This is a genomic window from Hydrogenophaga crocea (assembly GCF_011388215.1).
GTDB classification, from domain to species: Bacteria; Pseudomonadota; Gammaproteobacteria; order Burkholderiales; family Burkholderiaceae_C; genus Hydrogenophaga; species Hydrogenophaga crocea.
In genome coordinates this window covers 3,497,816-3,519,472 of sequence record NZ_CP049989.1, presented here as the reverse complement: position 1 = coordinate 3,519,472, position 21,657 = coordinate 3,497,816, and the positions used below count along the sequence as shown (strand labels likewise).

Annotated in this window: 19 protein-coding genes; 13 read left to right on the top strand and 6 right to left on the bottom strand. The window is 70.7% G+C overall.

Going from position 1 to position 21,657, the window contains the following annotated elements; all coding sequences use genetic code 11:
• Positions 1–5: 5 nt before the first annotated feature.
• From yajC to G9Q37_RS16650, 4 genes are all read left to right on the top strand, one after another.
• Positions 6–323: a preprotein translocase subunit YajC gene (gene yajC / locus G9Q37_RS16665; RefSeq protein WP_166228902.1), complete on the top strand. Its 318-nt coding sequence runs from the start codon at positions 6–8 to the stop codon at positions 321–323.
• Between the two features lie 115 nt (positions 324–438).
• A complete protein-coding gene (gene secD, locus G9Q37_RS16660) occupies positions 439–2,322 on the top strand; it encodes a protein translocase subunit SecD (RefSeq protein ID WP_166228901.1) in 1,884 nt (627 codons plus the stop codon).
• A gap of 24 nt (positions 2,323–2,346) precedes the next feature.
• Positions 2,347–3,297 carry a protein translocase subunit SecF gene (secF, locus tag G9Q37_RS16655; RefSeq protein WP_166228900.1) on the top strand — a complete coding sequence of 317 codons (951 nt, stop codon included), beginning with the start codon at positions 2,347–2,349 and terminating at the stop codon, positions 3,295–3,297.
• Between the two features lie 82 nt (positions 3,298–3,379).
• Complete coding sequence (locus G9Q37_RS16650; protein WP_166228899.1) at positions 3,380–5,833, top strand: DUF1631 family protein; 2,454 nt, start codon at positions 3,380–3,382, stop codon at positions 5,831–5,833.
• 18 nt (positions 5,834–5,851) lie between these two features.
• Here G9Q37_RS16650 and dprA read toward each other — a convergent pair whose 3' ends face one another.
• Positions 5,852–6,952, bottom strand: a complete 1,101-nt coding sequence (gene dprA, locus G9Q37_RS16645; protein WP_166228898.1) for a DNA-processing protein DprA — start codon at positions 6,950–6,952, stop codon at positions 5,852–5,854.
• Positions 6,953–6,964: 12 nt separating this feature from the next.
• A complete protein-coding gene (locus G9Q37_RS16640) occupies positions 6,965–8,200 on the bottom strand; it encodes a LysM peptidoglycan-binding domain-containing protein (RefSeq protein WP_166228897.1) in 1,236 nt (411 codons plus the stop codon).
• Positions 8,201–8,458: 258 nt separating this feature from the next.
• On the opposite strand from G9Q37_RS16640, the gene def reads away from it, so the two are divergent.
• The 5 genes from def to G9Q37_RS16615 are packed head-to-tail and all read left to right on the top strand — an operon-like array spanning position 8,459 to position 11,548.
• A complete protein-coding gene (gene def / locus G9Q37_RS16635) occupies positions 8,459–8,980 on the top strand; it encodes a peptide deformylase (RefSeq protein ID WP_166228895.1) in 522 nt (173 codons plus the stop codon).
• Entirely contained in the window at positions 8,977–9,483 is a 507-nt protein-coding gene (locus G9Q37_RS16630; protein ID WP_166228893.1) for a hypothetical protein, read from the top strand. The genes def and G9Q37_RS16630 overlap by 4 nt, the downstream gene beginning before the upstream one ends.
• Before the next feature lie 40 nt (positions 9,484–9,523).
• Positions 9,524–10,480, top strand: coding sequence for a methionyl-tRNA formyltransferase (gene fmt / locus G9Q37_RS16625; protein ID WP_166228891.1), 957 nt, complete (start codon positions 9,524–9,526; stop codon positions 10,478–10,480).
• Positions 10,477–11,220, top strand: coding sequence for an AzlC family ABC transporter permease (locus tag G9Q37_RS16620; protein WP_166228889.1), 744 nt, complete (start codon positions 10,477–10,479; stop codon positions 11,218–11,220). Before fmt ends, G9Q37_RS16620 begins: the two co-directional genes overlap by 4 nt.
• A complete protein-coding gene (locus tag G9Q37_RS16615) occupies positions 11,213–11,548 on the top strand; it encodes an AzlD domain-containing protein (RefSeq protein WP_166228887.1) in 336 nt (111 codons plus the stop codon). The genes G9Q37_RS16620 and G9Q37_RS16615 overlap by 8 nt, the downstream gene beginning before the upstream one ends.
• A gap of 16 nt (positions 11,549–11,564) precedes the next feature.
• On the opposite strand, the gene G9Q37_RS16610 is transcribed toward G9Q37_RS16615, so the two are convergent.
• On the bottom strand, positions 11,565–14,219 hold the full coding sequence (locus G9Q37_RS16610) for a sulfatase-like hydrolase/transferase (RefSeq protein ID WP_240936419.1): 2,655 nt from the start codon (positions 14,217–14,219) through the stop codon (positions 11,565–11,567).
• 109 nt (positions 14,220–14,328) lie between these two features.
• Between G9Q37_RS16610 and G9Q37_RS16600 the strand changes: the two genes are divergently transcribed.
• From G9Q37_RS16600 to G9Q37_RS16585, 4 genes are all read left to right on the top strand, one after another.
• Positions 14,329–15,054 carry a response regulator gene (locus tag G9Q37_RS16600; RefSeq protein WP_166228885.1) on the top strand — a complete coding sequence of 242 codons (726 nt, stop codon included), beginning with the start codon at positions 14,329–14,331 and terminating at the stop codon, positions 15,052–15,054.
• Positions 15,051–16,406 (top strand): histidine kinase dimerization/phospho-acceptor domain-containing protein, encoded by a 1,356-nt coding sequence (locus G9Q37_RS16595; protein ID WP_166228883.1) that lies wholly within the window; start codon positions 15,051–15,053, stop codon positions 16,404–16,406. Before G9Q37_RS16600 ends, G9Q37_RS16595 begins: the two co-directional genes overlap by 4 nt.
• Before the next feature lie 51 nt (positions 16,407–16,457).
• The gene (locus G9Q37_RS16590) at positions 16,458–18,167 is read left to right on the top strand and encodes a phosphoethanolamine transferase (protein ID WP_166228881.1); all 1,710 of its coding nucleotides are present in this window, start codon (positions 16,458–16,460) and stop codon (positions 18,165–18,167) included.
• A gap of 70 nt (positions 18,168–18,237) precedes the next feature.
• A complete protein-coding gene (locus tag G9Q37_RS16585) occupies positions 18,238–19,437 on the top strand; it encodes a phosphoglycerate kinase (RefSeq protein WP_166228879.1) in 1,200 nt (399 codons plus the stop codon).
• On the opposite strand, the gene G9Q37_RS16580 is transcribed toward G9Q37_RS16585, so the two are convergent.
• From G9Q37_RS16580 to G9Q37_RS16570, 3 genes are read right to left on the bottom strand one after another with little or no spacing between them, the layout of a single operon-like run.
• Positions 19,434–19,829, bottom strand: a complete 396-nt coding sequence (locus tag G9Q37_RS16580; protein WP_166228877.1) for a YbaN family protein — start codon at positions 19,827–19,829, stop codon at positions 19,434–19,436. The two genes, G9Q37_RS16585 and G9Q37_RS16580, sit on opposite strands and share 4 nt — an antisense overlap.
• Positions 19,830–19,868: 39 nt before the next feature.
• Positions 19,869–20,570 carry a fumarylacetoacetate hydrolase family protein gene (locus G9Q37_RS16575; protein ID WP_166228875.1) on the bottom strand — a complete coding sequence of 234 codons (702 nt, stop codon included), beginning with the start codon at positions 20,568–20,570 and terminating at the stop codon, positions 19,869–19,871.
• A gap of 14 nt (positions 20,571–20,584) precedes the next feature.
• Positions 20,585–21,643, bottom strand: a complete 1,059-nt coding sequence (locus G9Q37_RS16570; RefSeq protein ID WP_166228873.1) for a cupin domain-containing protein — start codon at positions 21,641–21,643, stop codon at positions 20,585–20,587.
• Positions 21,644–21,657: the final 14 nt, after the last annotated feature.

Sequence of the window (21,657 nt, the reverse complement as noted above, 5' to 3'; positions counted from 1 at the left end):
TGCCCGTGTTGATTTCCCCCGCCTACGCCCAAGCCGCTGCCGGTGGCACCGAGTCCACCCTGCTCGGCCTGCTGCCGCTGGTGCTGATGTTCGTGGTGCTGTATTTCGTGATGATCCGCCCGCAGCTCAAGCGCCAGAAAGAGCACAAGGCCATGGTCGAAGCCCTGGCCAAGGGCGACGAGATCGTCACCGCCGGCGGCCTGCTCGGCAAGGTCGCCAAGATCGGCGACACCTACATCGGCGTGGAACTTGCCAGCGGCGTTGAAGTCCAGATGCAGCGCTCCGCCGTGATCCAGGTGCTGCCCAAGGGCACGGTGAAGTAAGGCTCACCCTTGCTCGGGCCGGCTCACGCCGGCCCGTTCCCCCATTCAGGGGGCAATGCGGCCGGATCCGCCGCGTTCCCGATCCCAGAAGACCCTCGCGCGCCGAGAAGCCGACATGAACCGATACCCGCTGTGGAAGTACGCGATCATCGTGGTCGCCCTGTTGATCGGCGCGATCTACGCGCTGCCCAACCTCTTCGGCGAGGCCCCCGCGGTCCAGGTGTCGGCCGGCAAGGCCACCGTCCGGGTCGATGCCTCCACCGTGACGCGTGTGGAGCAGGCGCTCAGCAGCGCCGCCATCAAGCCCAGCGCCCTGACGCTCGAAGGCACCTCGGTGCGGGCCCGCTTCGAAGACACCGACACCCAGCTCAAGGCGCGCGACGCGATCGACCGCGCGCTCAACCCCGACCGCAACGACCCCAGCCACGTGGTGGCGCTGAACCTGGTGCCGCGCACGCCCGCCTGGCTGGCCGCGCTGGGCGCGCGCCCCATGTACCTGGGCCTGGACCTGCGCGGCGGCGTGCACTTCATGCTGCAGGTCGACATGCGCGCCGCGCTCGAGCGCCGCGCCGACGTCTACGCCGGCGACCTGCGCACGGCGCTGCGTGAAAAGAACATCCGCCACGGCGGCGTCGTGCGCAACGGCCAGACCGTGGAGCTGCGGGTGCGCGACGAGGCCACCCGCAACGCGGTGGTCGATCTGGTGCGCGCCCAGTTCGCCGATCTCGTGCTGGCCGAAGCGCCCGACGGCGGCGACATCCGCATCACCGCCACCCTGCGGCCCGAGGCCGCGCGGGCGGTGCAGGAGCAGGCGCTCAAGCAGAACATCACCACGCTGCACAACCGCATCAACGAACTCGGCGTGGCCGAGCCGGTGATTCAGCAGCAGGGCGCCGACCGCATCGTGGTGCAGCTGCCCGGCGTGCAGGACACCGCCAAGGCCAAGGACATCCTGGGCCGCACGGCCACGCTCGAGGTGCGCCTGGTGGACGAAAGCGCCGACGGCCAGGCGGCCGAGCGCGGCACCGGCCCCGTGCCCTTCGGCTCCGAGCGCTACCTCGAACGCAGCGGCCGCGCCGTGATCGTCAAGCGCGAGGTGCTGCTCACCGGCGAGAACCTCACCGACGCGCAGGCCGGCTTCGACGGCCAGACGCACGAGGCCGCGGTCCACCTCACCCTCGACGGCAAGGGCTCGCGCATCTTCCGCGACGTCACGCGCGAGAACGTGGGCAAGCGCATGGCCATCATCCTGTTCGAGAAGGGCAAGGGCGAGGTCGTGACAGCGCCCGTGATCCGCACCGAGATCGGTGGCGGCCGGGTGCAGATCTCGGGCGCCATGACCACCATGGAGGCCAACGACACCGCGCTGCTGCTGCGCGCCGGCTCGCTCGCCGCGCCCATGGAAATCATCGAAGAACGCACCATCGGCCCCAGCCTGGGCGCCGAGAACATCGCCAAGGGCTTCAACAGCGTGACCTGGGGCTTCGTGGTGGTGGCCGTGTTCATGTGCGTCTACTACATGCTGTTCGGCGTGTTCTCGGCCATCGCGCTGGGCTTCAACGTGCTGATGCTGATCGCGGTGCTGTCCATGCTGCAGGCCACGCTCACGCTGCCCGGCATGGCCGCCATGGCGCTGGCGCTGGGCATGGCCATCGACGCCAACGTGCTGATCAACGAACGGGTGCGCGAGGAGCTGCGGCGCGGCGCCTCGCCGCAGACGGCCATCAACGCGGGCTATGACAGCGCCTGGGCCACCATCCTCGACTCCAACATCACCTCGCTGATCGCGGGCGTGGCGCTGCTGCTGTTCGGCTCGGGCCCGGTGCGCGGCTTCGCCGTGGTGCACTGCCTGGGCATCCTCACCAGCATCTTCTCGGCGGTGTTCTTCTCGCGCGGCCTCGTCAATCTCTGGTACGGCCGCCAGAAGAAGCTCAAGACCCTGTCCATCGGCACCGTGTGGCGGCCCGGCGATGCCGGCGCGCCCGCCAAGGCCGACTGATCCCCCGCCGCACCGGAGCCCACGATGGAGTTCTTCCGCATCCGCCGCGACATCCCGTTCATGAAGCACGCGCTCGTGCTCAATGCGGTGTCGTTCATCACCTTCGCGCTGGCCGTGTTCTTCCTGGTCACGCGCGGCCTGCACCTGTCGGTGGAGTTCACCGGCGGCACGGTCATGGAGGTGGCCTACGAACAGCCGGCCGATCTCGACGCCGTGCGCCGCGTGGTCCAGGACCTGGGCTACATCGACGTGCCGGTGCAGAACTTCGGCAGCTCGCGCGACGTGATGCTGCGCCTGCCGGCGGTGGCCGGCCAGACCTCGGGCCAGCAGGCCGAGGCGCTGTTCGCCGCGCTCAAGGCGCAGAACCCGGCCGTCAGCCTCAGCCGCACCGAATTCGTCGGCCCGCAGGTGGGCGAAGAGCTGGTGCACAACGGCTTGATCGCGCTCGGCCTGGTGATCTTCGGGATCATGGTCTACCTGGCATTCCGCTTCGAGTGGAAGTACGCGGTCTCGGCCATCATCGCCAACCTGCACGACGTGGTCATCATCCTGGGCTTCTTCGCGTTCTTCCAGTGGGAGTTCTCGCTCGCGGTGCTGGCCGCGGTGCTGGCCGTGCTGGGCTACTCGGTCAACGAGTCGGTGATCATCTTCGACCGCATCCGCGAGAGCTTCCGCCGCCAGCGCAAGATGACGCCGCAGCAGGTGATCGACCACGCGATCACCACCACCATCAGCCGCACCATCATCACCCACGGCTCGACCGAGGCCATGGTGCTGGCCATGCTGATCTTCGGCGGCCCCACGCTGCACTACTTCGCGCTGGCGCTGACCATCGGCATCCTGTTCGGCATCTATTCCTCGGTGTTCGTGGCCGCGGCCATTGCCATGTGGCTGGGCATCAAACGCGAAGACCTGATCAAGCCCGCCAAGACCGAAGGCGATCCGGACGACCCGAACGCGGGCGCCGTGGTGTAGTTGCCATACCCGGGCCCTCCACCGTGGGGAAGCCCGGGGCCTTCCGGGCAGAAAAGGGGGGTCTTCGTGTCATACTGCCCGGATGTCGTCCCCCCCTGCAAACGGCTTTGCCCTGGCTCAGCAAGCGCGTGAGCGCTTCGTGCTTCACATCGGGCGAACCCTGCCGGAACTGGCCAAGCTCGTCGACCAGCGACTCACCGGCCTGCTCGATCAGGCCGGCACCATGGCCGAGATCCAGCTGCGGCGCGACACCTGGGGCACGTTCAAGAAGCGCCACGCGCTGTGGGTGGAAGACGCCCGCACCGCGCTCAAGAAGCACTTGGCCGCGCGCGCCGGCCTGAGCGACGGCGCGAGCACCTCGGGCCAGCTCGAGCTGGTGGCCGAAGGCGCCATCGACGACCAGATCCTCGCCTCGCGCATCGCCATGCGCGTGCTCGACAAAACCTCCTCCGAGCTCAACGAACTGCGCCTGCGCGTGCAGTTCCTCGAGCGCCGCACCGAGATGTCCAAGAGCGACATCCTGCTGCCCGACGTGCTGGCGCGCCTGCTCGTGGACCAGTGGAAGGCCGCCGGCCTCGACCGCGACGGCCTGGCCATGGTGCAGGACGCGATCGCCCCGCTGCTGGGCGCCATGCTGCTCGACGGCTACAAGGCGGCCAACGCGCACCTGGTGGCGCACGGCGTGATGGAGAAGATCGACCTGCAGGCGCTGGTCAAGCGCAACCCCAGCGGCGCCACGGCGCCCGCGCCCATGCCCCAGCGCGCCGACGCCGCGACGCCGCCGGTGCAGGCCCCGTTCCGCCGCGTGCAGGAGCCTGGACGCGCCGGCCCGGGCGCGCCGGGCGCGCGCAACACCTCCGGCTTCGGTGCCGGTGCCACCGGCCCGGGCGGCGCTGGCCAGCGCAGCAGTGGTTACGGCAGCAGCCACTACGCGGGTTCGGTCCACAGCGGCCGTGGCGGCCCCGCCTCGGGCAGTGGCGTGCACGAAGAAACGCGCATGCTCACGGGGGCGTCGCCGCTGGCGCGCGCACGCATGCGTGCCCAGGGCGTGGTGGGGCGCTTGCGCCGCCTGCTGATCGACCGCGTGGGTCCCGAGTTCGAGGCCACCGAGGTCATGCCGCCGTCGCCGGCGCTGCAGCAGGCCATGATGCGGCCGGTCGGTTATCCGCCCAGCACGGGCGCTTCGCTGGGCGCGGCCGGGGCCGCCACGGGCGCTGGCGGGGCCTATGCCGATGCCGGCACCGTGGAGCGCACCGCGCGCGCCTTGCGCGAGCGCACCCAGGAGCTCAAGCAGGCCGCTTCCACGCCCACCGAAAAGGCCACCATCGAGGTGGTGGCGCTGATGTTCCAGGCCATCCTGGCCGAAGAGCGCATTCCGCCCAGCATCCGTGTGTGGTTCGCGCGGCTGCAGATCCCGGTGTTGCGCGTGGCGCTGGCCGAGCCCGAATTCTTCAGCGCCCTGCAGCACCCGGCGCGGCGCCTGATCGACCGCATGGGCTCCTGCGTGATGGGTTTCGAATCGAACGTCGGCTCGGCCGCGCTCGAGGCCGAGATCAAGCGTGTGGTGCAGGTGATCGAGCAATACCCCGAGACCGGCCGCCGCGTGTTCCAGCTGGTCTACGACGAATTCCAGAAATTCCTCAACACCTACCTCAGCGAGCAAAGCGGCGCGAGCCGCTTCGTGAGCGTGGCGCAGCAGGTCGAGCAGAAGGAAACGCTGTCGGTGCAGTACACCATCGAGCTGCGCAAGCTGCTCGACGACGTGCCGGTGCGGCCCGAGGTGCGCGAGTTCCTGTTCAAGGTGTGGGTCGACGTGCTGGCCGTGGCCAGCGTCAAGAACGGCATCAAGAGCCCCGAGACGCAGGCGCTCAAGCAGGCGGCGTCCGACCTGCTGTGGGCCGCGAGCGCCAAGCCCAACCGCGACGACCGCGCGCGCGTGATCCAGCAACTGCCGGGCATCCTGCAGCAGTTGCGCAAGGGCATGGGCCTGCTGGGCTTCCCGCAAGCGCTGCAGGACCAGCACATCAAGTCGGTCAGCGACACCCTGGCCGACGCCTTCATGTCGCGCACCGAAGCGATCGAACAGAGCCAGCTCGACACCCTGGCCAAGCGCCTGGCCAACCTCGAAGACTATCTGCCCGAGGGCGGCGTGGGCGACTTCGATCTCAACGCCGACAGCATCGAGCTGATCACCGGGGTCGATGCGAGCAACATCGAGGTCATCAACCAGGGCGGCAGCCAGCCCAACGAGGCCATGCGCAGCTGGGCCGCCGAGCTGCAGATCGGCGCCTGGTTCGGGCTCGACCACAACGGCAAGCTGGGCAGCGTGCAACTCGCGTGGCGCAGCCAGCACGGCCAGCTCTACCTGTTCGTGAGCAACGCGGGCCGCTGCTTCCTCATGCAGTCGGCGCGCGTGGCCTCTTACCTGCAGGCCGGCCTGCTCGTGCCGAGCGAGGAAGAAGCGCTCACCGTGCGCGCCACGCGCGAGGCGCTCGCCAAGCTCGACGCCAACCCCGACCGCCTGCTGGCCGCCTGAGCGGCGCGTGGCGCGGGCTCAGCCCGCCGCCTGCCGCTGCAGCAGGCCGCCCGGCAGGCGCGCCACCCGGCCGTCGAGCTCCAGGTCCAGCAGCCGGGCCTGCAGCCGCGCGGTGTCCAGCCCGGTGCGGGCCTGCAGTTCGTCGAGGCCCAGCGGGTCGTGACCCAGGGCCTGCAGCACGGGATCGTCGTCTTCAACGGCGGTGGGCGGCCGGGCCGGCTCGGCGCTGCGCGGCCCGTCCAGGCGAAGGTCCTCGAGCACGTCCTGCGCTGACTCGACCAGCTTGGCGCCCTGGCGGATCAGCGCATGGCAGCCGCGCGACAGCGGCGAGTGGATGGAGCCGGGAATGGCGAACACCTCGCTGCCCTGTTCGGCCGCGAGCCGGGCCGTGATCAGCGAGCCCGATTGCAGCGCGGCCTCGACGACCAGCGTGCCCAGGCCCAGCCCCGCGATGATGCGGTTGCGCTGCGGAAAGTGGTGGGCCAGCGGCGGCGTGCCCAACGGGTACTCGCTGATGAGCGCGCCCTGCTCGGCGATGCGGTGGGCGAGCGCGCGGTGGCGACTGGGGTAAACGCGGTCGAGGCCGGTGCCCACGACCGCGAGCGTGAAGCCGCCGCCGGCCAAGGCCCCTGCGTGCGCGGCGCCATCCACGCCCAGCGCCAGGCCCGACACGATGCACAGCCCGGCCTCGGCCAGCGCCTGTGCGAAGGCGCGCGCGTTCTGCTCGCCCTGGGGCGTGGGGTTGCGGCTGCCCACCACCGCGAGCCGCGCGGCCTGCGCGAGGGCGTCGGGCCGGCCTTGCACGAACAGCAGCAGTGGCGGATCGGCGGTGTCGAGCAGGCGTGCGGGGTACAGGGGATCGCCCAGCGTGAGCACCTGACGCGTGGGCGCGGCATCGAGCCATTGCGCGTGCGCCTCCACCGTGGCTTCGAAGCCCTCGGGCGGGTGTTCCAGGGCGTCGGCCAGGCGCTGGCCGAGCACGGTCTGCCAGTCGGACGGACCGTGCTGCCAGATGGCCTCGGGTGGACCGAAGCGGGCCAACAACTGCCGGGCGGCGTCGCGCCCCAGTTGGGGCGTCAGGAGCAGCCGCAGCCAGGCGGCCAGCTCGTCACGCGGCATGCGCAATGCGGCTCAGGGATTGACGAACAGGTCGCCGACCTTCACGCCTTCGGCGATGTCGAGCACGATGGCGTAGGAGACACGATCGAAAGTGCGGAACACCATCATGAGCCCGTTGCGCTCACCGGGCAGGCGCAGCACGGGCCGTGCGCTGTCGGTGGTGTCGGTGACGGTGTTGCTCTCGCGGAGCACCGCGAGCACATGGCCCGGCTCGAGGCCGTGGCGCTTGCCGCGGTTGATCGTGACCACGGTGTTCTGGGCCGCGTAGGTGACCGCATTGCCATACACCGACACGACCTGCCCCGACTGGCGGCCCTGCGGCGCGCGCGGCACGTAGTTGCTGAACTCGCGCGCGGGCTCGGGCAGCAGGCGGTCGCCGACGCGGATTTCTTCCTTGGCGGCCGTGATGTCGAGGCTGGCCGGCACGATCTCGCTGATCTTCTCGCCCTTGCCGTTGACGCTGTCGCGGCGCGTTTCGCTGCGCATCACGTTGGCCTTGCCCAGGTATTGCGCCTCGTAGCCCAGGATTTCGTCGGTCGATGGGTCGCGCAGCGGCGTGGCGTTGCGGAACACGCGGTAGGACGCCGAACGGCCATTGACCACGGCCAGCGGCGCGGCGTTGGGGGCATCGGCAGAGATCGCACGCGCATAGGCGCGGTCGCCGCGACTCAGCAGCACACGGCCTTCCTGGGCGGCCACGATGCGCGGCGCGCTCGACAGCGTGTCTTCATCGATGATCAGCGCCTCGTTCAGGAACGACTCGATCGATTGCAGCGAGATCGGCGGGATGGCGGCGTCGGACAAGGATTCGTAGCGCGTGCGCGGCGACACCTTGATGGTGCCCGGCTCACCGCCCGCGCCGCCCGGGCGCGTGCTCAACATGGCGCGGCCATTGGCCTTCACGAGGTACAGCACCTGGCCGGGGTAGATGCGGTGCGGGTTCTTGATCTCGTCGAGGTTCATGCCCCACAGCTCGGGCCAGCGCCAGGGGCTGCGCAGGAAGATGCCCGAAATGCCCCAGAGCGTGTCGCCGGCCTTCACCGTGTGCGAGTCGGGGGCGTTGGGTGCGAGCTCGGCAAGCGGCACGCCCGCCTGGGCCACCTGGCCGGCGCGTTCGCGCTGTTCGGGGGTGACGGGGTAACGCTGCTCGGCCGGAACGGGACCCCCTTGGGCCAGCACCGCCTGGGCGGTGCAGAGGCAGGCGACGGCGCTGGCGATGGAGGAGATCAGGCGGGTGGTCGATGGCATGTTCTGGGGCCCCTGGGCGCGGCGTTCCGGCGGCGTCGGGCGGCCTCGCGGTGGCCGCCTTGCACGCAGCCACGCTCACGCGCGTCTTGACAAGTTGCCTTTGATTCTGCGCGCAAGCCATTGACAGCGCAATGTTTATGGGGAGAGGGTTTTTCGCGCCGTCGCAAAAGTGGCGAAAATAGCCACATCACTTTCCGCCTGTCTCCGTGCCACCGCCTGTTGTCGTTTGAGCACGGTCGACGGCCCTGGTCTTCGCTCATGAACCCCGCCGACACCCTGCCCATCCTGCGCTATCCCGACCCCCGCCTGCACACCGTGGCCGAGCCGGTGGCGGCGGTCGACGAGCGCATCCGTGCGCTGATCCCGCGCATGCTGGCCACCATGTACGAGGCCAACGGCATCGGTCTCGCGGCCACGCAGGTCGACATCCACGAACGCCTCATCGTCATCGACGTGAGCGAGTCGCGCGACCAGCCCATGGTGCTGATCAACCCGGTGATCGAGTGGGCCAGCGACGAGAAACGCAAGGGCGAGGAGGGCTGCCTGTCGGTGCCCGGCATCTACGACGGCGTGGAGCGCTCGACCGCGGTGCGCGTGCGCGCGCTCGATGGCGAAGGCGTGGAGCGCAGCATCGAGGCCGAAGGCCTGCTCGCCGTGTGCATCCAGCACGAAATGGACCACCTGGTCGGCAAGGTGTTCGTCGAGTACCTGTCGCCGCTCAAACGCAACCGCATCAAGTCCAAGCTGGTGAAAGCCCAGCGCGAGGCCGAACGCGCATGAACACCCCGACCCGCACCATCCTCATGGCCGCCGCGCTCGCCGCCGTGCTCACGGTGACGGGTTGTGCGTTGATGCCCGAGCGCCTGGCCGCGGGCACGCCCCGGGCTCAGGTGATCGAACGCCTCGGCCCGCCCACGGCCGAATACGCACTGCCCGAGGGCACGCGGCTGCAGTACTCGCGCCAGCCCGCGGGCCAGCAGGTCTACAACGTCGACCTCGACGCCCGCGGCGCGGTGCGGCGCGTCGAGCAGGTGCTCGACATCGGCTGGATGCAGCAGAACATCGCGATCGACCGCTGGACGCGCGATGACGTGCTGCGCCACATGGGCCGCCCCGCACTGGTCGAACAGGTGTGGAGCTTCAAGGGCGACATCTGGACCTACCGCTTCCTCGAATTCAACAACCCGCGCCAGGCGCATGTGCACATCGATCCCCAGGGTGTGGTGCGCAAACTCGTGTTCACCGACGAGCGCCGCAGCAACGACTTCCCCGACCGCTCGTGAGCCCGCCGCGCGTCGAGCGCGGTGCGCGCTCCCTTCTTTCATGAACATCATCTTCGCCGGCACGCCGGAGTTTGCGCGGACCGCGCTTGAGCAGCTGCTGGCCGCCGGCTTTCGCGTGCCCCTGGTGCTGTCCCAGCCCGACCGGCCCGCGGGCCGCGGCATGAAGCTGCAGGCCTCGCCGGTCAAGCAGCTCGCGCTCGAACGCGGCATTGCGGTGGCCCAGCCGCGCGGCCTGCGCCTCGACGGCAAGTACCCCGACGATGCCGCGGCCGCGCGGCAGGCGATCGAAGCGGCGCAGGCCGACGCGATGGTGGTCGCGGCCTACGGCCTGATCCTGCCGCGCTGGGTGCTCGATGCGCCGCGCCTGGGCTGCCTGAACATCCACGCCTCGCTGTTGCCGCGCTGGCGCGGGGCCGCGCCCATCCACCGCGCGATCGAGGCGGGCGATGCGCAGACCGGCGTGACCATCATGCAGATGGACGAAGGCCTGGACACCGGCGACATGCTCTTGCGCGAGGCGCTGCCGATCCGCCCCGACGACACCACCGCGCGCCTGCACGACCGCCTGGCCGCGCTCGGCGGGCGGCTCATCGTCGAGGCGCTGGAGCTCGCCGCCTGCGGCGGCCTGCGCGCCGAGCGCCAGCCCGAGGCGGGCGTGACCTATGCGCACAAGATCGACAAGGCCGAGGCCGCGATCGACTGGTCGCTGCCCGCGGCCACGATCGAGCGGCGCGTGCGGGCCTTCGATCCCTTCCCGGGCGCGAGCACCACGCTTGGCGGCGAAACCATCAAGCTCTGGGCCGCGCAACTGGCCGATGGCGCCGGCGCACCGGGCACGGTGCTCGAGGCCGGCGAGGCCGGCATCGTGGTGGCCTGCGGCGAGCGGGCCTTGCGGCTCACCAGCCTGCAGCGCGCCGGCGGCAAGCGCCTGCCCGCGGCCGATTTCCTGCGCGGCTTTCCCATCGCGCGCGGCCAGCGGCTCGGGGCTGCCACATGATCGTCTTCCTCAAGCGCGAACACCGCGCGCGCCCCGAGTTCATGGAAGGCGTGCGCGACCAGGCCTCGGTGGCGCTGGGCATCTCGGCCTGGGGCCTCATGACCGGCGTGGCCATGGTGAAGTCGGGCATGTCGGTGATGGAAGCCGTGCTCATGGCCTTCATCGTCTACGCGGGCAGCGCGCAGCTCGCGGCCGTGCCCATGATCGCGGCCGGCGCGCCGCTGTGGGTGATCCTGGTGGCGGCCTTTTGCGTCAACCTGCGCTTCGTGGTGTTCTCGGCCCACCTGCGGCCCTACCTCATGCACCTGCCGCGCTGGGAGCGCCTGACCACGGGCTACGTCACGGGCGACCTGAGTTATGTGTTCTTCGCGCGCCGCTACCCGCACCCGGGGCGCACGCGCGAGGAGCTCGCGCAGCAGGAGGCGTTCCTCATGGGCAACTGCGCCGTGAACTACGGCGCGTGGATGGGCACCAGCCTGCTCGGCATCGCGCTGGCCAACGCGATTCCCACGCACTGGGGCCTGGGTTTTGCGGGCATCCTCGCGCTGCTCGGCGTCACCTGCTCGCTGGCCACCTCCAAGCTGCGCATGGTTTCCGCGGGCGTGGCCGGGGCGGCGGCGGTGGCCGCCTGGGCCCTGCCGCTCAAGCTCAACATCGTGGTGGCCATTGCCTGCGCGGTGGCCTTGTGCCTGTTGATCGAACAGCAGCGGCCCGCTGCCCCCGGGAGCGCCCATGTTTGACGTCGATCCCTGGACCTTTCTGACCATCGTGCTGCTGGGCGGCATCACGGTGCTCACGCGCGGCTTCTTCCTGATCTCGAGCAAGCCCTGGTCGTTGCCGCACTGGGCGCAGCGCGGCCTGCAGTACGCACCGATCGCGGCGCTGGCCGCGGTGGTGGTGCCCGAGGTCGTGATGAGCCAGGGTCACTTCATCACCACCTGGCGCGACGCCCGCCTCTTCGCGGCCCTGGCCGGCATGGCCTGGTTCTTCTGGCGGCGCGGCGTGCTCGGCACCATCGTGTGCGGCATGGCGGTGTACCTGCCGCTGCGCCTGGGCCTGGGCTGGTGAGACCCGGCGCCGCGCCTCAGCGGTGCCAGCCTTCCTGGTAGGCCCATTGCGCAAAGCGCGCGTGGGCCTGGGCTTTTTCGATGAGCGCCGGGTTGCCCACGGGGTTGTCGCGCAATTGGCCCTGCTCGTAGCGCATGGTGCGCGCGGAGGTGTCGGGCTGCAGCACCGCCACGTCGTTGCCTTCCATGTAGGCCTGCGTCTTGTCGAACTGCATGATGGCCCGGCCCGGCCGCTGCTGTTGCGCGGGATCGCTGAGATCGCGGCCGATCCAGGGCCGCTCGCCGCTCAGGCCCATGAGCGAGACCAGCGTGGGCGCGAGGTCGATCTGGCTCGCCACCGTGGTGATGCGCTGCGGCTGCTTCACGGGGCCGCCGAGGATCAGGCCCGGGATGTGGAAGCGTTCGATGGGCACCAGCGACGGGCCGTACACGCGCGAGTTGTGGTCGGCCACCACCAGGAACAGCGTGTTGTCCCAGTAGCGTGAGCGGCGCGCCTGCTCGAAGAAGTGGCCGAGCGCGTGGTCGGCGTACTTCACCGCGTTGTTCACCGTGGCGCGCGGCTGCTCGTGCAGGGTGAAGGGCGCTTCGGGAAACTCGAAGGGCGCGTGGTTGGACGAGGTGAAGACCAGCGCGAAGAAGGGCTTGTCGGCGGGTTGGGCCTCGAAGGCGCGGTGGGCCACGTCGAACAGGTCGCCGTCGGACGCGCCCCAGGTGCCGATGAAGGCGTCGCGCGGCATGTCCTTTTGCTCCACCACGCGGTCGAAGCCGTTGCCCATGAAGTAGCTGCGCATGTTGTCGAAGTGCGACTCGCCCCCGTAGTAGAAGGTCGACTCGTAACCGTGCGGCTTCAGGAAGCTCGCGAGGGTGAAGAAATCGCGCTGCGACTTCGCGAGCTTCACGGTGCTCACGGCCGAGGTGGGCGGAAAGCCCGCGACCACGGCCTCGATGCCGCGCACCGAGCGCGTGCCGGTGGCGTAGAGCCGCTCGAACCAGATGCCCTCGTCGGCCAGGCGGTCGAGGTTGGGCGTGAGCGGGAGGCCGCCCATGCGGCCCACGAACTCGGCACCCAGGCTTTCCTCGAGCACGATCACCAGGTTGAGCGGGCGCGTGCGCGGGTGCAGGCTGGCCCGGTGGTGGCGCGTGGGACGGCCGTCGTCGGCGAACACGTCGGCCGGCAGACCGGTTTCGCGGCGCACGGTGTCGAGCACCTGCGCGCGCGGCATCTCGGCGTAGGTGATGCCCGCCTCGCTCTTGCGTGCCTGGTAAATCGCGTACATCAGCGTGTAGAGCGAGTTCAACGGCAGCTCGTTGACCAGGTGATCGGCCGTGAGCGCCGCGCTCGCCGGGTTGGCCGGCCGGTGGCCCAGCGACCCGCGCCCGGCGATGGCCAGCGACAGCAGCAGCACCGACAGCGGCACCGCCTGCCACAGCGGCAGCAGCGCCGGCGTCGGGTCGGGCCGGCTCAGGCGGCCGTAGCCCAACGCCAGCGCAGGCAGCAGCACCAGGGCGGCCAGCAGGTGCGCCCAGTAATCCTTGACCAGGGTGCCGCCGACTTCCTTCGCGTAACCCAGGTACTCCACGAACAGGTAGTTCGGGCGGCTGTCGTACTGCGCAATGAACGCCGGCGTGGACAACTCCATGAACGCCAGCAGCAGGAGCGCGAGCAGTCCGTAGGCCCAGAGGAAACGGCCCCAGGCGCGCGCGCTGTCCGGATGCAGGGCCATCCAGGGCGTGATCGCCGCGGGCAGGGTCCACAGCAGGCCGAGCAGCACGCCGTCGAAGCGCAGGCCCTGGCGCAACACCAGGCCCCAGGCCTGCACCTCCGCGATGCGGGGCGACTGCCACAGCGCCAGACCGATGCGCGAGAGCCACAGCACCGCGAGCATGGCGAGCATGGGCAGCAGCACGGGGCGCAGCACGCGCAGCAGGTTGCGCAAGGAATGCGGGCGGTGCGCGCGCCCGGCTCCGCGACGGCCCGGCTCGAAGGCCCGGAAGGCGCCCCAGGCCGCGACGCTCACGCTGCCGCAGATCAGCAGGGTCCACAGCGTGTGGCTGGGGTAGTGCGCGCCGCGCACGGTCTGCACCACGCCCGCGACCAGGCCGATGACCAGCGTCGTGGCCAGCCAGCGCCGGCCGATGTCGCGCCGCCGCTTGGCCCCAGCCGGGGGCGCCAGCCAGGGCAGGCTCAGCGCCAGGAAGGCGAAGCCGCTGGAGGCATGGCCACCCGGGAAGCAGCGCCCGCCGCCGCCGTCGGCCAGGCCCCGGGCCCAGTGCGACACGTACTGCGCCGCGCCGCCGAAATCCCGCAACTCCCAGGGGCAGCTGGTGAGGCTCTTGTTCTTGATCAGGTTCACCGCCAGCAGCGACAGCAGCACCACCGCCACCACCGCCAGCCGATCGCGGCGCGGCAGGTCCAGGCGCGGCCACAGCACCCACACCACGAGCAGCAGGAAGGCCAGGGTCATGGCCTGGCGCACACCGTCGTGAAGCACGCGTTCGAGCAGCCACTGGTGGCGCAGGGCGAAGCCCTGGGGGTCGCCGATCGCCTGCATCACGGGCAGGTCGAGGCCGGAGACATCCCACAACAGGGTGATCAGGAGCAGGACGCACAGCCAGAGCGCGGCGCGCGACAGCGGGCGGCTGTCGGCCGCGGGCAAGGACAGGAAAGGCATGGCGCGCACTGTCGGGCGCTGCGGTTAATCGAAACTTAAAAAGTTAAGGCTCGCCTAAGATGCCCGCCCATAATTCGGTGGCTTGTTCTTCGATATCAGGCAACTCGATATGCGCGCACTCGTGGTGGAAGACGACGCTGGCATCGCCAGCGGTCTGGAAGTGGCCCTGAAACAGGCGGGTTATGCGGTCGACCTGTGCACCACGCGCGACGCCGCCTGGCACGCGCTGGCGGTGGAGCCCTTCGATGTCCTGCTGCTCGACCTTGGCCTGCCCGACGGCGAAGGCCTGGACCTGCTGGCCCGCCTGCGCCGCCAGCCCGCCCCGGCGCCCGGGCGCAACGCCTTGCCGCGCCGCGACATGCCGGTGCTCATCATGACCGCGCGTGACGGCGTGAGCGACCGCATCAGCGGCCTCGACGGCGGCGCCGACGACTACATCACCAAGCCCTTCGACGCCAACGAGCTGCTGGCCCGGCTGCGCGCCATGCTGCGCCGCGCCGGGGGGCGCAGCAACCCGCTGATCGAGCACGGCGAGCTCGTGATCGATCCCGCCGCCCACACCGTGCTGCGCGCGGGCCAGCCCGTGTCGCTCGGCGGCAAGGAGTTCGCGCTGCTGCTCACGCTCATGCAGGCGCGTCCGCAGGTGCTGTCCAAGGCGCGCCTCGAATCGGCGCTCTACGGCTTCGGCGAGGCCCTGGAAAGCAACGCGATCGAGGTCTACATCCACCACCTGCGCCGCAAGCTCGGCGAGTCGCTGATCAAGACGGTGCGCGGCGTGGGCTACTTCATCCCTCGCGAAGCGGCAGAGCCGGCCGCGTCCCACACAGGCCGATGAGCGACGCCCCCGCGCCGCAACGCCTGCTCCGGCACTACCTGCTGCGCTGGACGCTGGGCGTGGTGCTGGTCATCTGGCTCGCGGTGGTGGCGCAGGCCTGGTCCACCGCGTCGCGCGAGGCCCGCAAGTTTTCCGACGGCCAGATGGTGGCCGTGGCCAAGCTCTGGCTCATGGCCGAACCGGTGCCCGCGTCGCCGCGCGCGCTCGAGGGCGTGAGCGGCCTGGAGCACGAATTCCTGCAGGACGTGGCGGTGGTGGTGTGGGACGCGGGCCGGCTGGTCACCGACACCCACGGCCTGGCGGGCGGCATCGACCCGTCCCGCCTGCCCACGCCCGGCTTCACCACGCTCGAGCTGCACGCGCCCCAACTGCCCACCCACTGGCGGGCCTTTTCGGTGCAGACCGGTGAAGGGACGGGTCATCGCCGTGTGCTGGTGCTCACCGACATGCGGCAGCGCTACGAACTGGGCGCCGACATCGCCACCCACGTGGCCGAGCCGGCGCTGCTGGTGCTGCCTTTGATGCTGCTGCTGCTCTGGTGGACGGTGCGGCGCGGCTTGCGCCCCCTCGATCGGCTGTCGCAGGAGGTGGAAACGCTCGACGGCTTTGCCGGCCAGCGGCTCGACACCCGGCACCGCTTCCGCGAGTTCGGCAGCACGGTGAGCGCCATCAACGGCCTGGTCGACACGCTGCAGGAGCGCGCCCAGCGCGAGCGCGCGTTCGCGTCCGACGTGGCGCACGAGTTGCGCACGCCGCTGGCGGCGCTGGCCCTGCAGGCGCGCGCGGTGCAGCACGATCCTTCGCCCGAGCGCCTGGCCCAGCTCGAACAGGAATCCCTGCGCGCGGGCCGCATCCTCAACCAGTTGCTCGACCTCGCGCGCGCCCAGCGCCAGAGCGGGCAGACGGCCGGGGCCGCGGGCGACGACGTGGCGCTGGGCGAGCTCGCGGCGCGCCTGATTGCCTCGCACGCGCAGGGCGCGCACGAGAGCGGGCATGAACTTTCACTCGTGCAGCCCGAGGCTTCGGTGGTGGTGCGCGCGCAGCCGCTGCTGCTCGAACTGGCCTTGCGCAACCTCATCGAGAACGCGCTGCGCCACACGCCGCGCGACACGCAGGTGGTGGTGCAGGTCTGGCGCAACGCCGACGCCGAGGGCGTATCGGTGAGCGACGACGGCCGGCGCGCCAACGCCGTCGAACCGCTTCCCGCCGAATCGGGCGGCCTGGGTCTGGGCCTGCGCCTGGTGGAGCGCATCGCCGAGCAGATCGGGGCGCGCCTGGTCATCGATGCGGGGGAGGCGCCCATGACCACCCGCTTCACGCTGCGCTGGGAGGCCGGTCTAAGGCAGGCTTAACGCGGCGCGTCGACGCTCCGGGGGTTGTTCATCCTCTCCCGAAAGCCTTCCATGCAGATCCGGTCTCCGTTGACCTGGTGGCGCTTCGCCGACGCCGATCGCACCCGCGCGCCCGGCGCCGCCGCGGGCCCCGCGTTGTTTGTCTGGGGCATCGCGCTCTGGCTGGCCACCGTCGGCAACCTGCCGCTGTGGCAACACATCAACGGCCTGGGCGGCACGCTGGCACAACGTGCGGCGCTGATCGTGGGCCTGGGGCTGGTGGTGGCGGGCGGCAGCGCCGCCTTGCTGTGGTTGCTGGCCTGGCCGCGGGTGTTCCGTGTGGCCGCCAGCGTGCTGCTGCTGGTGGCGGGTGCGAACAGCTATTTCATGTGGCAGTACGGCGTGGTGATGGACCCCACCATGCTTGCCAACGCGCTCAACACCGACGCGCGCGAGGTGCGGGACCTGCTCACCTGGCAGCTGCCGGCCGCGCTGCTGGCGGTGGCCGGCCTGCCGCTGTGGGCCCTGTGGCGCCGCGCGCCTCTCTGGGGCCGGGCGTGGCCGCGCGTGCGGCGCAATGCGCTGGGCGTGCTCGGTGGCCTGGCGCTGACCGTGGTCGTGGCCCTGCTCAGCTACCAGGGCCTGGCCTCGCTGATGCGCAACCACAAAGAGCTGCGCTACATGGCGAACCCGCTCAACACCGTGTATTCGGTGACGCGCGTGGCCGCCAACCGCCTGCCGCGCCAGGTGAAGCCGCTGCTGCCGGTGGGCGAAGACGCCGTGCTCGGCGCCAGCTACACCCACCAGGCGCGCCCGCCCTTGCTGGTGCTGGTGGTCGGCGAAACCGCGCGGGCACAGAACTTCGGCCTCAACGGCTATGCGCGCGACACCACGCCCGCGCTCGCGCGCTGGCAGGCCACGGGCGCGCTCGTGAACTTCAGCCAGGTGCGTTCCTGCGGCACCAACACCCTGGTGTCGGTGCCCTGCCTGTTCTCGCCGCTCACGCGGGCCGAGGGCGGTGACCAGCCGCCCGAGCACCAGAACCTGCTCGACGTGCTGCAGCGCGCCGGCCTCGCGGTGCTCTGGCTGGACAACCAGGCCGGCTGCAAGGGCGTGTGCGACCGCGTGCCGCACGCCTTCGCCGGTGACCACCCGGTGCCGGGGCTGTGCGAAGGCAGCGAGTGCCTCGACGCCGCCCTGCTCGACGGACTCGACCAGCGCATCGCCGCGCTCGACCCGCAGCGCAGCGCGCGCGGCGTGGTGGTGGTGATGCACCAGATGGGCAGCCACGGCCCGGCCTACTCGCTGCGCGCACCCGCCGAGCGCAAGCCCTTCATGCCCGAGTGCCGCAGCGCCACGCTGTCCGACTGCCCGCGTGAGCAGTTGCTCAATGCCTACGACAACTCCATCGCCTACACCGACCACTTCCTCGACCTCACGCTGCAGTGGCTCAAGGGGCAGGCCGACCGTGGCAGCTTCGACACCGGCCTGATCTACGTGTCCGACCACGGCGAGTCGCTGGGCGAGAACGGTCTGTACCTGCACGGCGTGCCTTACGCCTTCGCGCCCGACCAGCAGACCCACGTGCCCATGGTGGCCTGGTTCTCGAACGGCTTGCGCGAACGCGCCGGCCTCTCGCTGGACTGCCTGCGCCAGCGCGCGGCCGAACCGGTGTCGCACGACAACTACTTCCACTCGGTGCTCGGTCTCATGGACGTGCGCACCCGTGCGCGCCTGCCCGCGCTCGACGCGCTGTCGCCCTGCGCGCGCAGCGCCGGCTGACCGCCAGGGCGCCCCAGGCGCCCTTCCTACAATGCGGGTTTCGTCTGACGCAGCACCACGCCCGCCCACCATGTCCGCATTCATCCGCTTCTCCGACCTGTGTTCCAGTGGCCGAGTCAAAGGCCAACGCGTGTTCATCCGCGCCGACCTCAACGTGCCGCAGGACGATGCCGGCCGCATCACCGAAGACACGCGCATCCGCGCGAGCGTGCCCGCCATCCGCATGGCGCTCGACGCCGGCGCGGCCGTGATGGTCACCTCGCACCTGGGCCGCCCCACCGAAGGCCAGTTCAAGCCCGAAGACAGCCTGGCCCCCGTGGCCGAACGCCTGGCCGAGCTGCTGGGCCAGCCCGTGCGCCTGGTGGCCGACTGGGTCGACGGCGGCTTCACCGTGGCCCCGGGCGAGGTGGTGCTGCTCGAGAACTGCCGCCTGAACGTGGGCGAGAAAAAGAACAGCCCCGAGCTCGCGAAGAAGCTCGGCGCGCTGTGCGACGTGTTCGTGCACGACGCCTTCGGCACCGCGCACCGCGCCGAAGGCACCACCTACGGCATCGCCGAGACCGCGCCGGTGGCCTGTGCGGGCCCGCTGCTCGCGGCCGAGATGGACGCGATCGCCAAGGCCCTGGCCAACCCGAAGCGCCCGCTGGTGGCGATCGTGGCGGGCTCCAAGGTCAGCACCAAGCTCACCATCTTGCAAAGCCTGGCTGGCAAGGTCGACCAGCTCATCGTGGGCGGCGGCATCGCCAACACCTTCATGCTCGCGGCGGGCCACAAGATCGGCAAGAGCCTGGCCGAGGCCGACCTGGTGGGCGACGCGAAGGCCGTGATCGAGGCCATGAAGGCGCGCGGCGCCGAGGTGCCGATCCCCACCGACGTGGTGGTGGCGCAGCGTTTCGCGGCCGACGCACCGGCCACGGTGAAGAAGGCCGGCGAGGTGGCCGACGACGACCTGATCCTGGACATCGGCCCCGAAACGGCGGCGAAGCTGGCCGCGCAGCTCAAGGCCGCCGGCACCATCGTGTGGAACGGTCCGGTGGGCGTGTTCGAGTTTGCGGCCTTCGAAGGCGGCACCAAGGCCATCGCGCAGGCCATCGCGCAGAGCAGCGCCTTCAGCATCGCGGGCGGCGGCGACACGCTGGCGGCGATCGCCAAGTACGGCATCGAGAAAGACGTGGGCTACATCTCCACCGGCGGCGGCGCCTTCCTCGAGGTGCTCGAGGGCAAGACCCTGCCGGCGTTCGAGGTGCTCGCGCGCCGCGCGCAGGCCTAAGCGTCAGGGCGCGTGGGAATGCGCGCCACCACCCACGCGCCGATCGCCGCGCCGATCAGCACCACGGCGAGCAGCACGGGCCGCTCGCGCAGACCCCAGGCCGAGACCGACACCATCACGAGCATGCTGCCCTGGGCGATGCGCTTGGTGCGTCGGCTCAGGCTGCGGTGGGCCTCCCAGTCGCGCACCATGGGGCCGAAGAAGCGGTGTTCGCGCAGCCAGCGGTGCAGGCGCGGCGAGGCCTTGGCGTAACAGGCCGCGGCCAGCAGCACGAAGGGGGTGGTGGGCAGGCCCGGCACCACCACGCCCACGAGGCCCAGGCCCAGCGACACGCTGCCGGCCAGCCAGAGCAGCCAGCGCAGCGCGCGCGGGGTTTCATCGGGGGACGCCATGCGCCGGCATGATAGCCAGCGCCTGTGCGCCGCGGCCGTTCAGGCCGCGGGTGCGATCGTGAGCGACACGCCGCCCACGCCCTCGACGCTGCCTTCGAGCACGTCGCCCGCCACCACCGGGCCCACGCCCTCGGGCGTACCGGTGTAGATCAGGTCGCCCGCTTGCAGGTGGTAGAAGAGCGAGAGGTCCTGGATGATCTCGCGGATGTCCCAGATCAGCTTGTTCACGTCCGAACGCTGCTTCTCGGCGCCGTTCACACGCAGCTCCAGCGCACCGCTGTCGATCACGCGCCCGGGCATGGGCACGATCTCGCTGCACACCGATCCCTGCTCGATGTCTTTGCCCAGGTCCCAGGGGCGGCCTTTGTCGCGCGCCACCAGTTGCAGGTCGCGGCGCGTCATGTCGAGGCCGGCGGCATAGCCATAGACCAGCTCGTGCGCGTCTTCGGCCTTCACGCGAAAGCCCGCGCGGCCGATGGCCACCACGAGCTCCATCTCGTAGTGGTAGTTGCCGGTTTCCGGCGGGTAGGCCACGGTCGCGCCCGAGGGCGTGAGCGTGGAGATCGACTTGGTGAAATAGAACGGGCGCTCGACCGACTTGTCGACGGGCTTGCCCATCTCGACCGCGTGCGCGTGGTAATTGCGACCCACGAAGAACAGGCGGTTGACCGGGAACAGCGTGGATTCGCCGCGGATCGGCAGGGCGGCCACGGGGGGCGGGTTGAAGAGGTACTGGGGCATGTCGCGCTCGGGCTTCAGGGCATGTTCGGTTGGTTGTCGGGACGCACTTCGTACACGCCGAGCTTGCGGTGCAGCGGCGATTCGTCGGCCACGAAGAGGAAGGCGGGTTCGCTGGCCGATGCGTTGGCCAGCGTGGTGGCGGTGTAGCCGGGGATGCAGCAGGTGTCGGCCTCGGCGAGGTCGAAGGCCTGGCTCGCGGCGCTCACGCGCGCGCGGCCTTCGATCGCGTGGTACACGCAGGCCGGCGAGCGCGCGGGCAGCGTGAGCGTCTGGCCCGGGCGCAGCATGAGCGCGTGAAAGCCCAGCACGTTCTCGGCGTCCTCGCCCGACTCGGGGTTGGTGTAGGTGAGCTGCACGTGCTCGGCGTCGGGCCGGTCGGCCGCCAGCGCCAGCAGCGCGGCCCGGGCGTCGGCCCAGGGGTAGCGCAGCATGGGGTAACGCTGGCCGCTGCGGCCGAAGACCGGCGTGGGCACCAGGCCCGCGCGCGCATAGGCCTGGTCGCCGCGGCCGGGCAGGGTTTGCTGGCGGCCGCCGTTGAGGTGGTAGCTCACCTCGAGGTAGTACATGAGCGGCAGGTCGAGCACGTCGAGCCAGATCACGGGCTCGGTGCCGTCGTGGCCGTGCTCGTGCCAGCGGCCCGTGGGCGTGAGGATCAGGTCGCCGCGGCTCATGGGGCACTTCTCGCCGTCCACCGTGGTCCACGCGCCTTCGCCCTCGACCACCATGCGCACCGCGTTGGGCGTGTGGCGGTGGCTCGGGGCCCATTCGCCGGGCAGCAGCAGTTGCATGCCCAGGTACAGCGCGGCACTGGCCTGCATCTTCTCGAGCGTGTGGCCGGGGTTGGCGAGCACCAGCACGCGGCGCTCGGCCTTCTCGATCGGGGTCAGTTCGCCGGCCTTGAGCAGCAGCGGCTTGATGTCGCGGTAGGCCCAGTGCGTGGGCTGGGTCTGGCGCGTGGGGATCTGCGGCGGCAGCACGCCGCGCAGGCTGGGCCACAGCGGCACGAGGTTGCGCTCGCGCAGCGCGGCCACGTAGTCGGCGGGCAGGTCTTCGAGGCGTCCGAGGTCGTTCATGCGGTGTCTCCGTT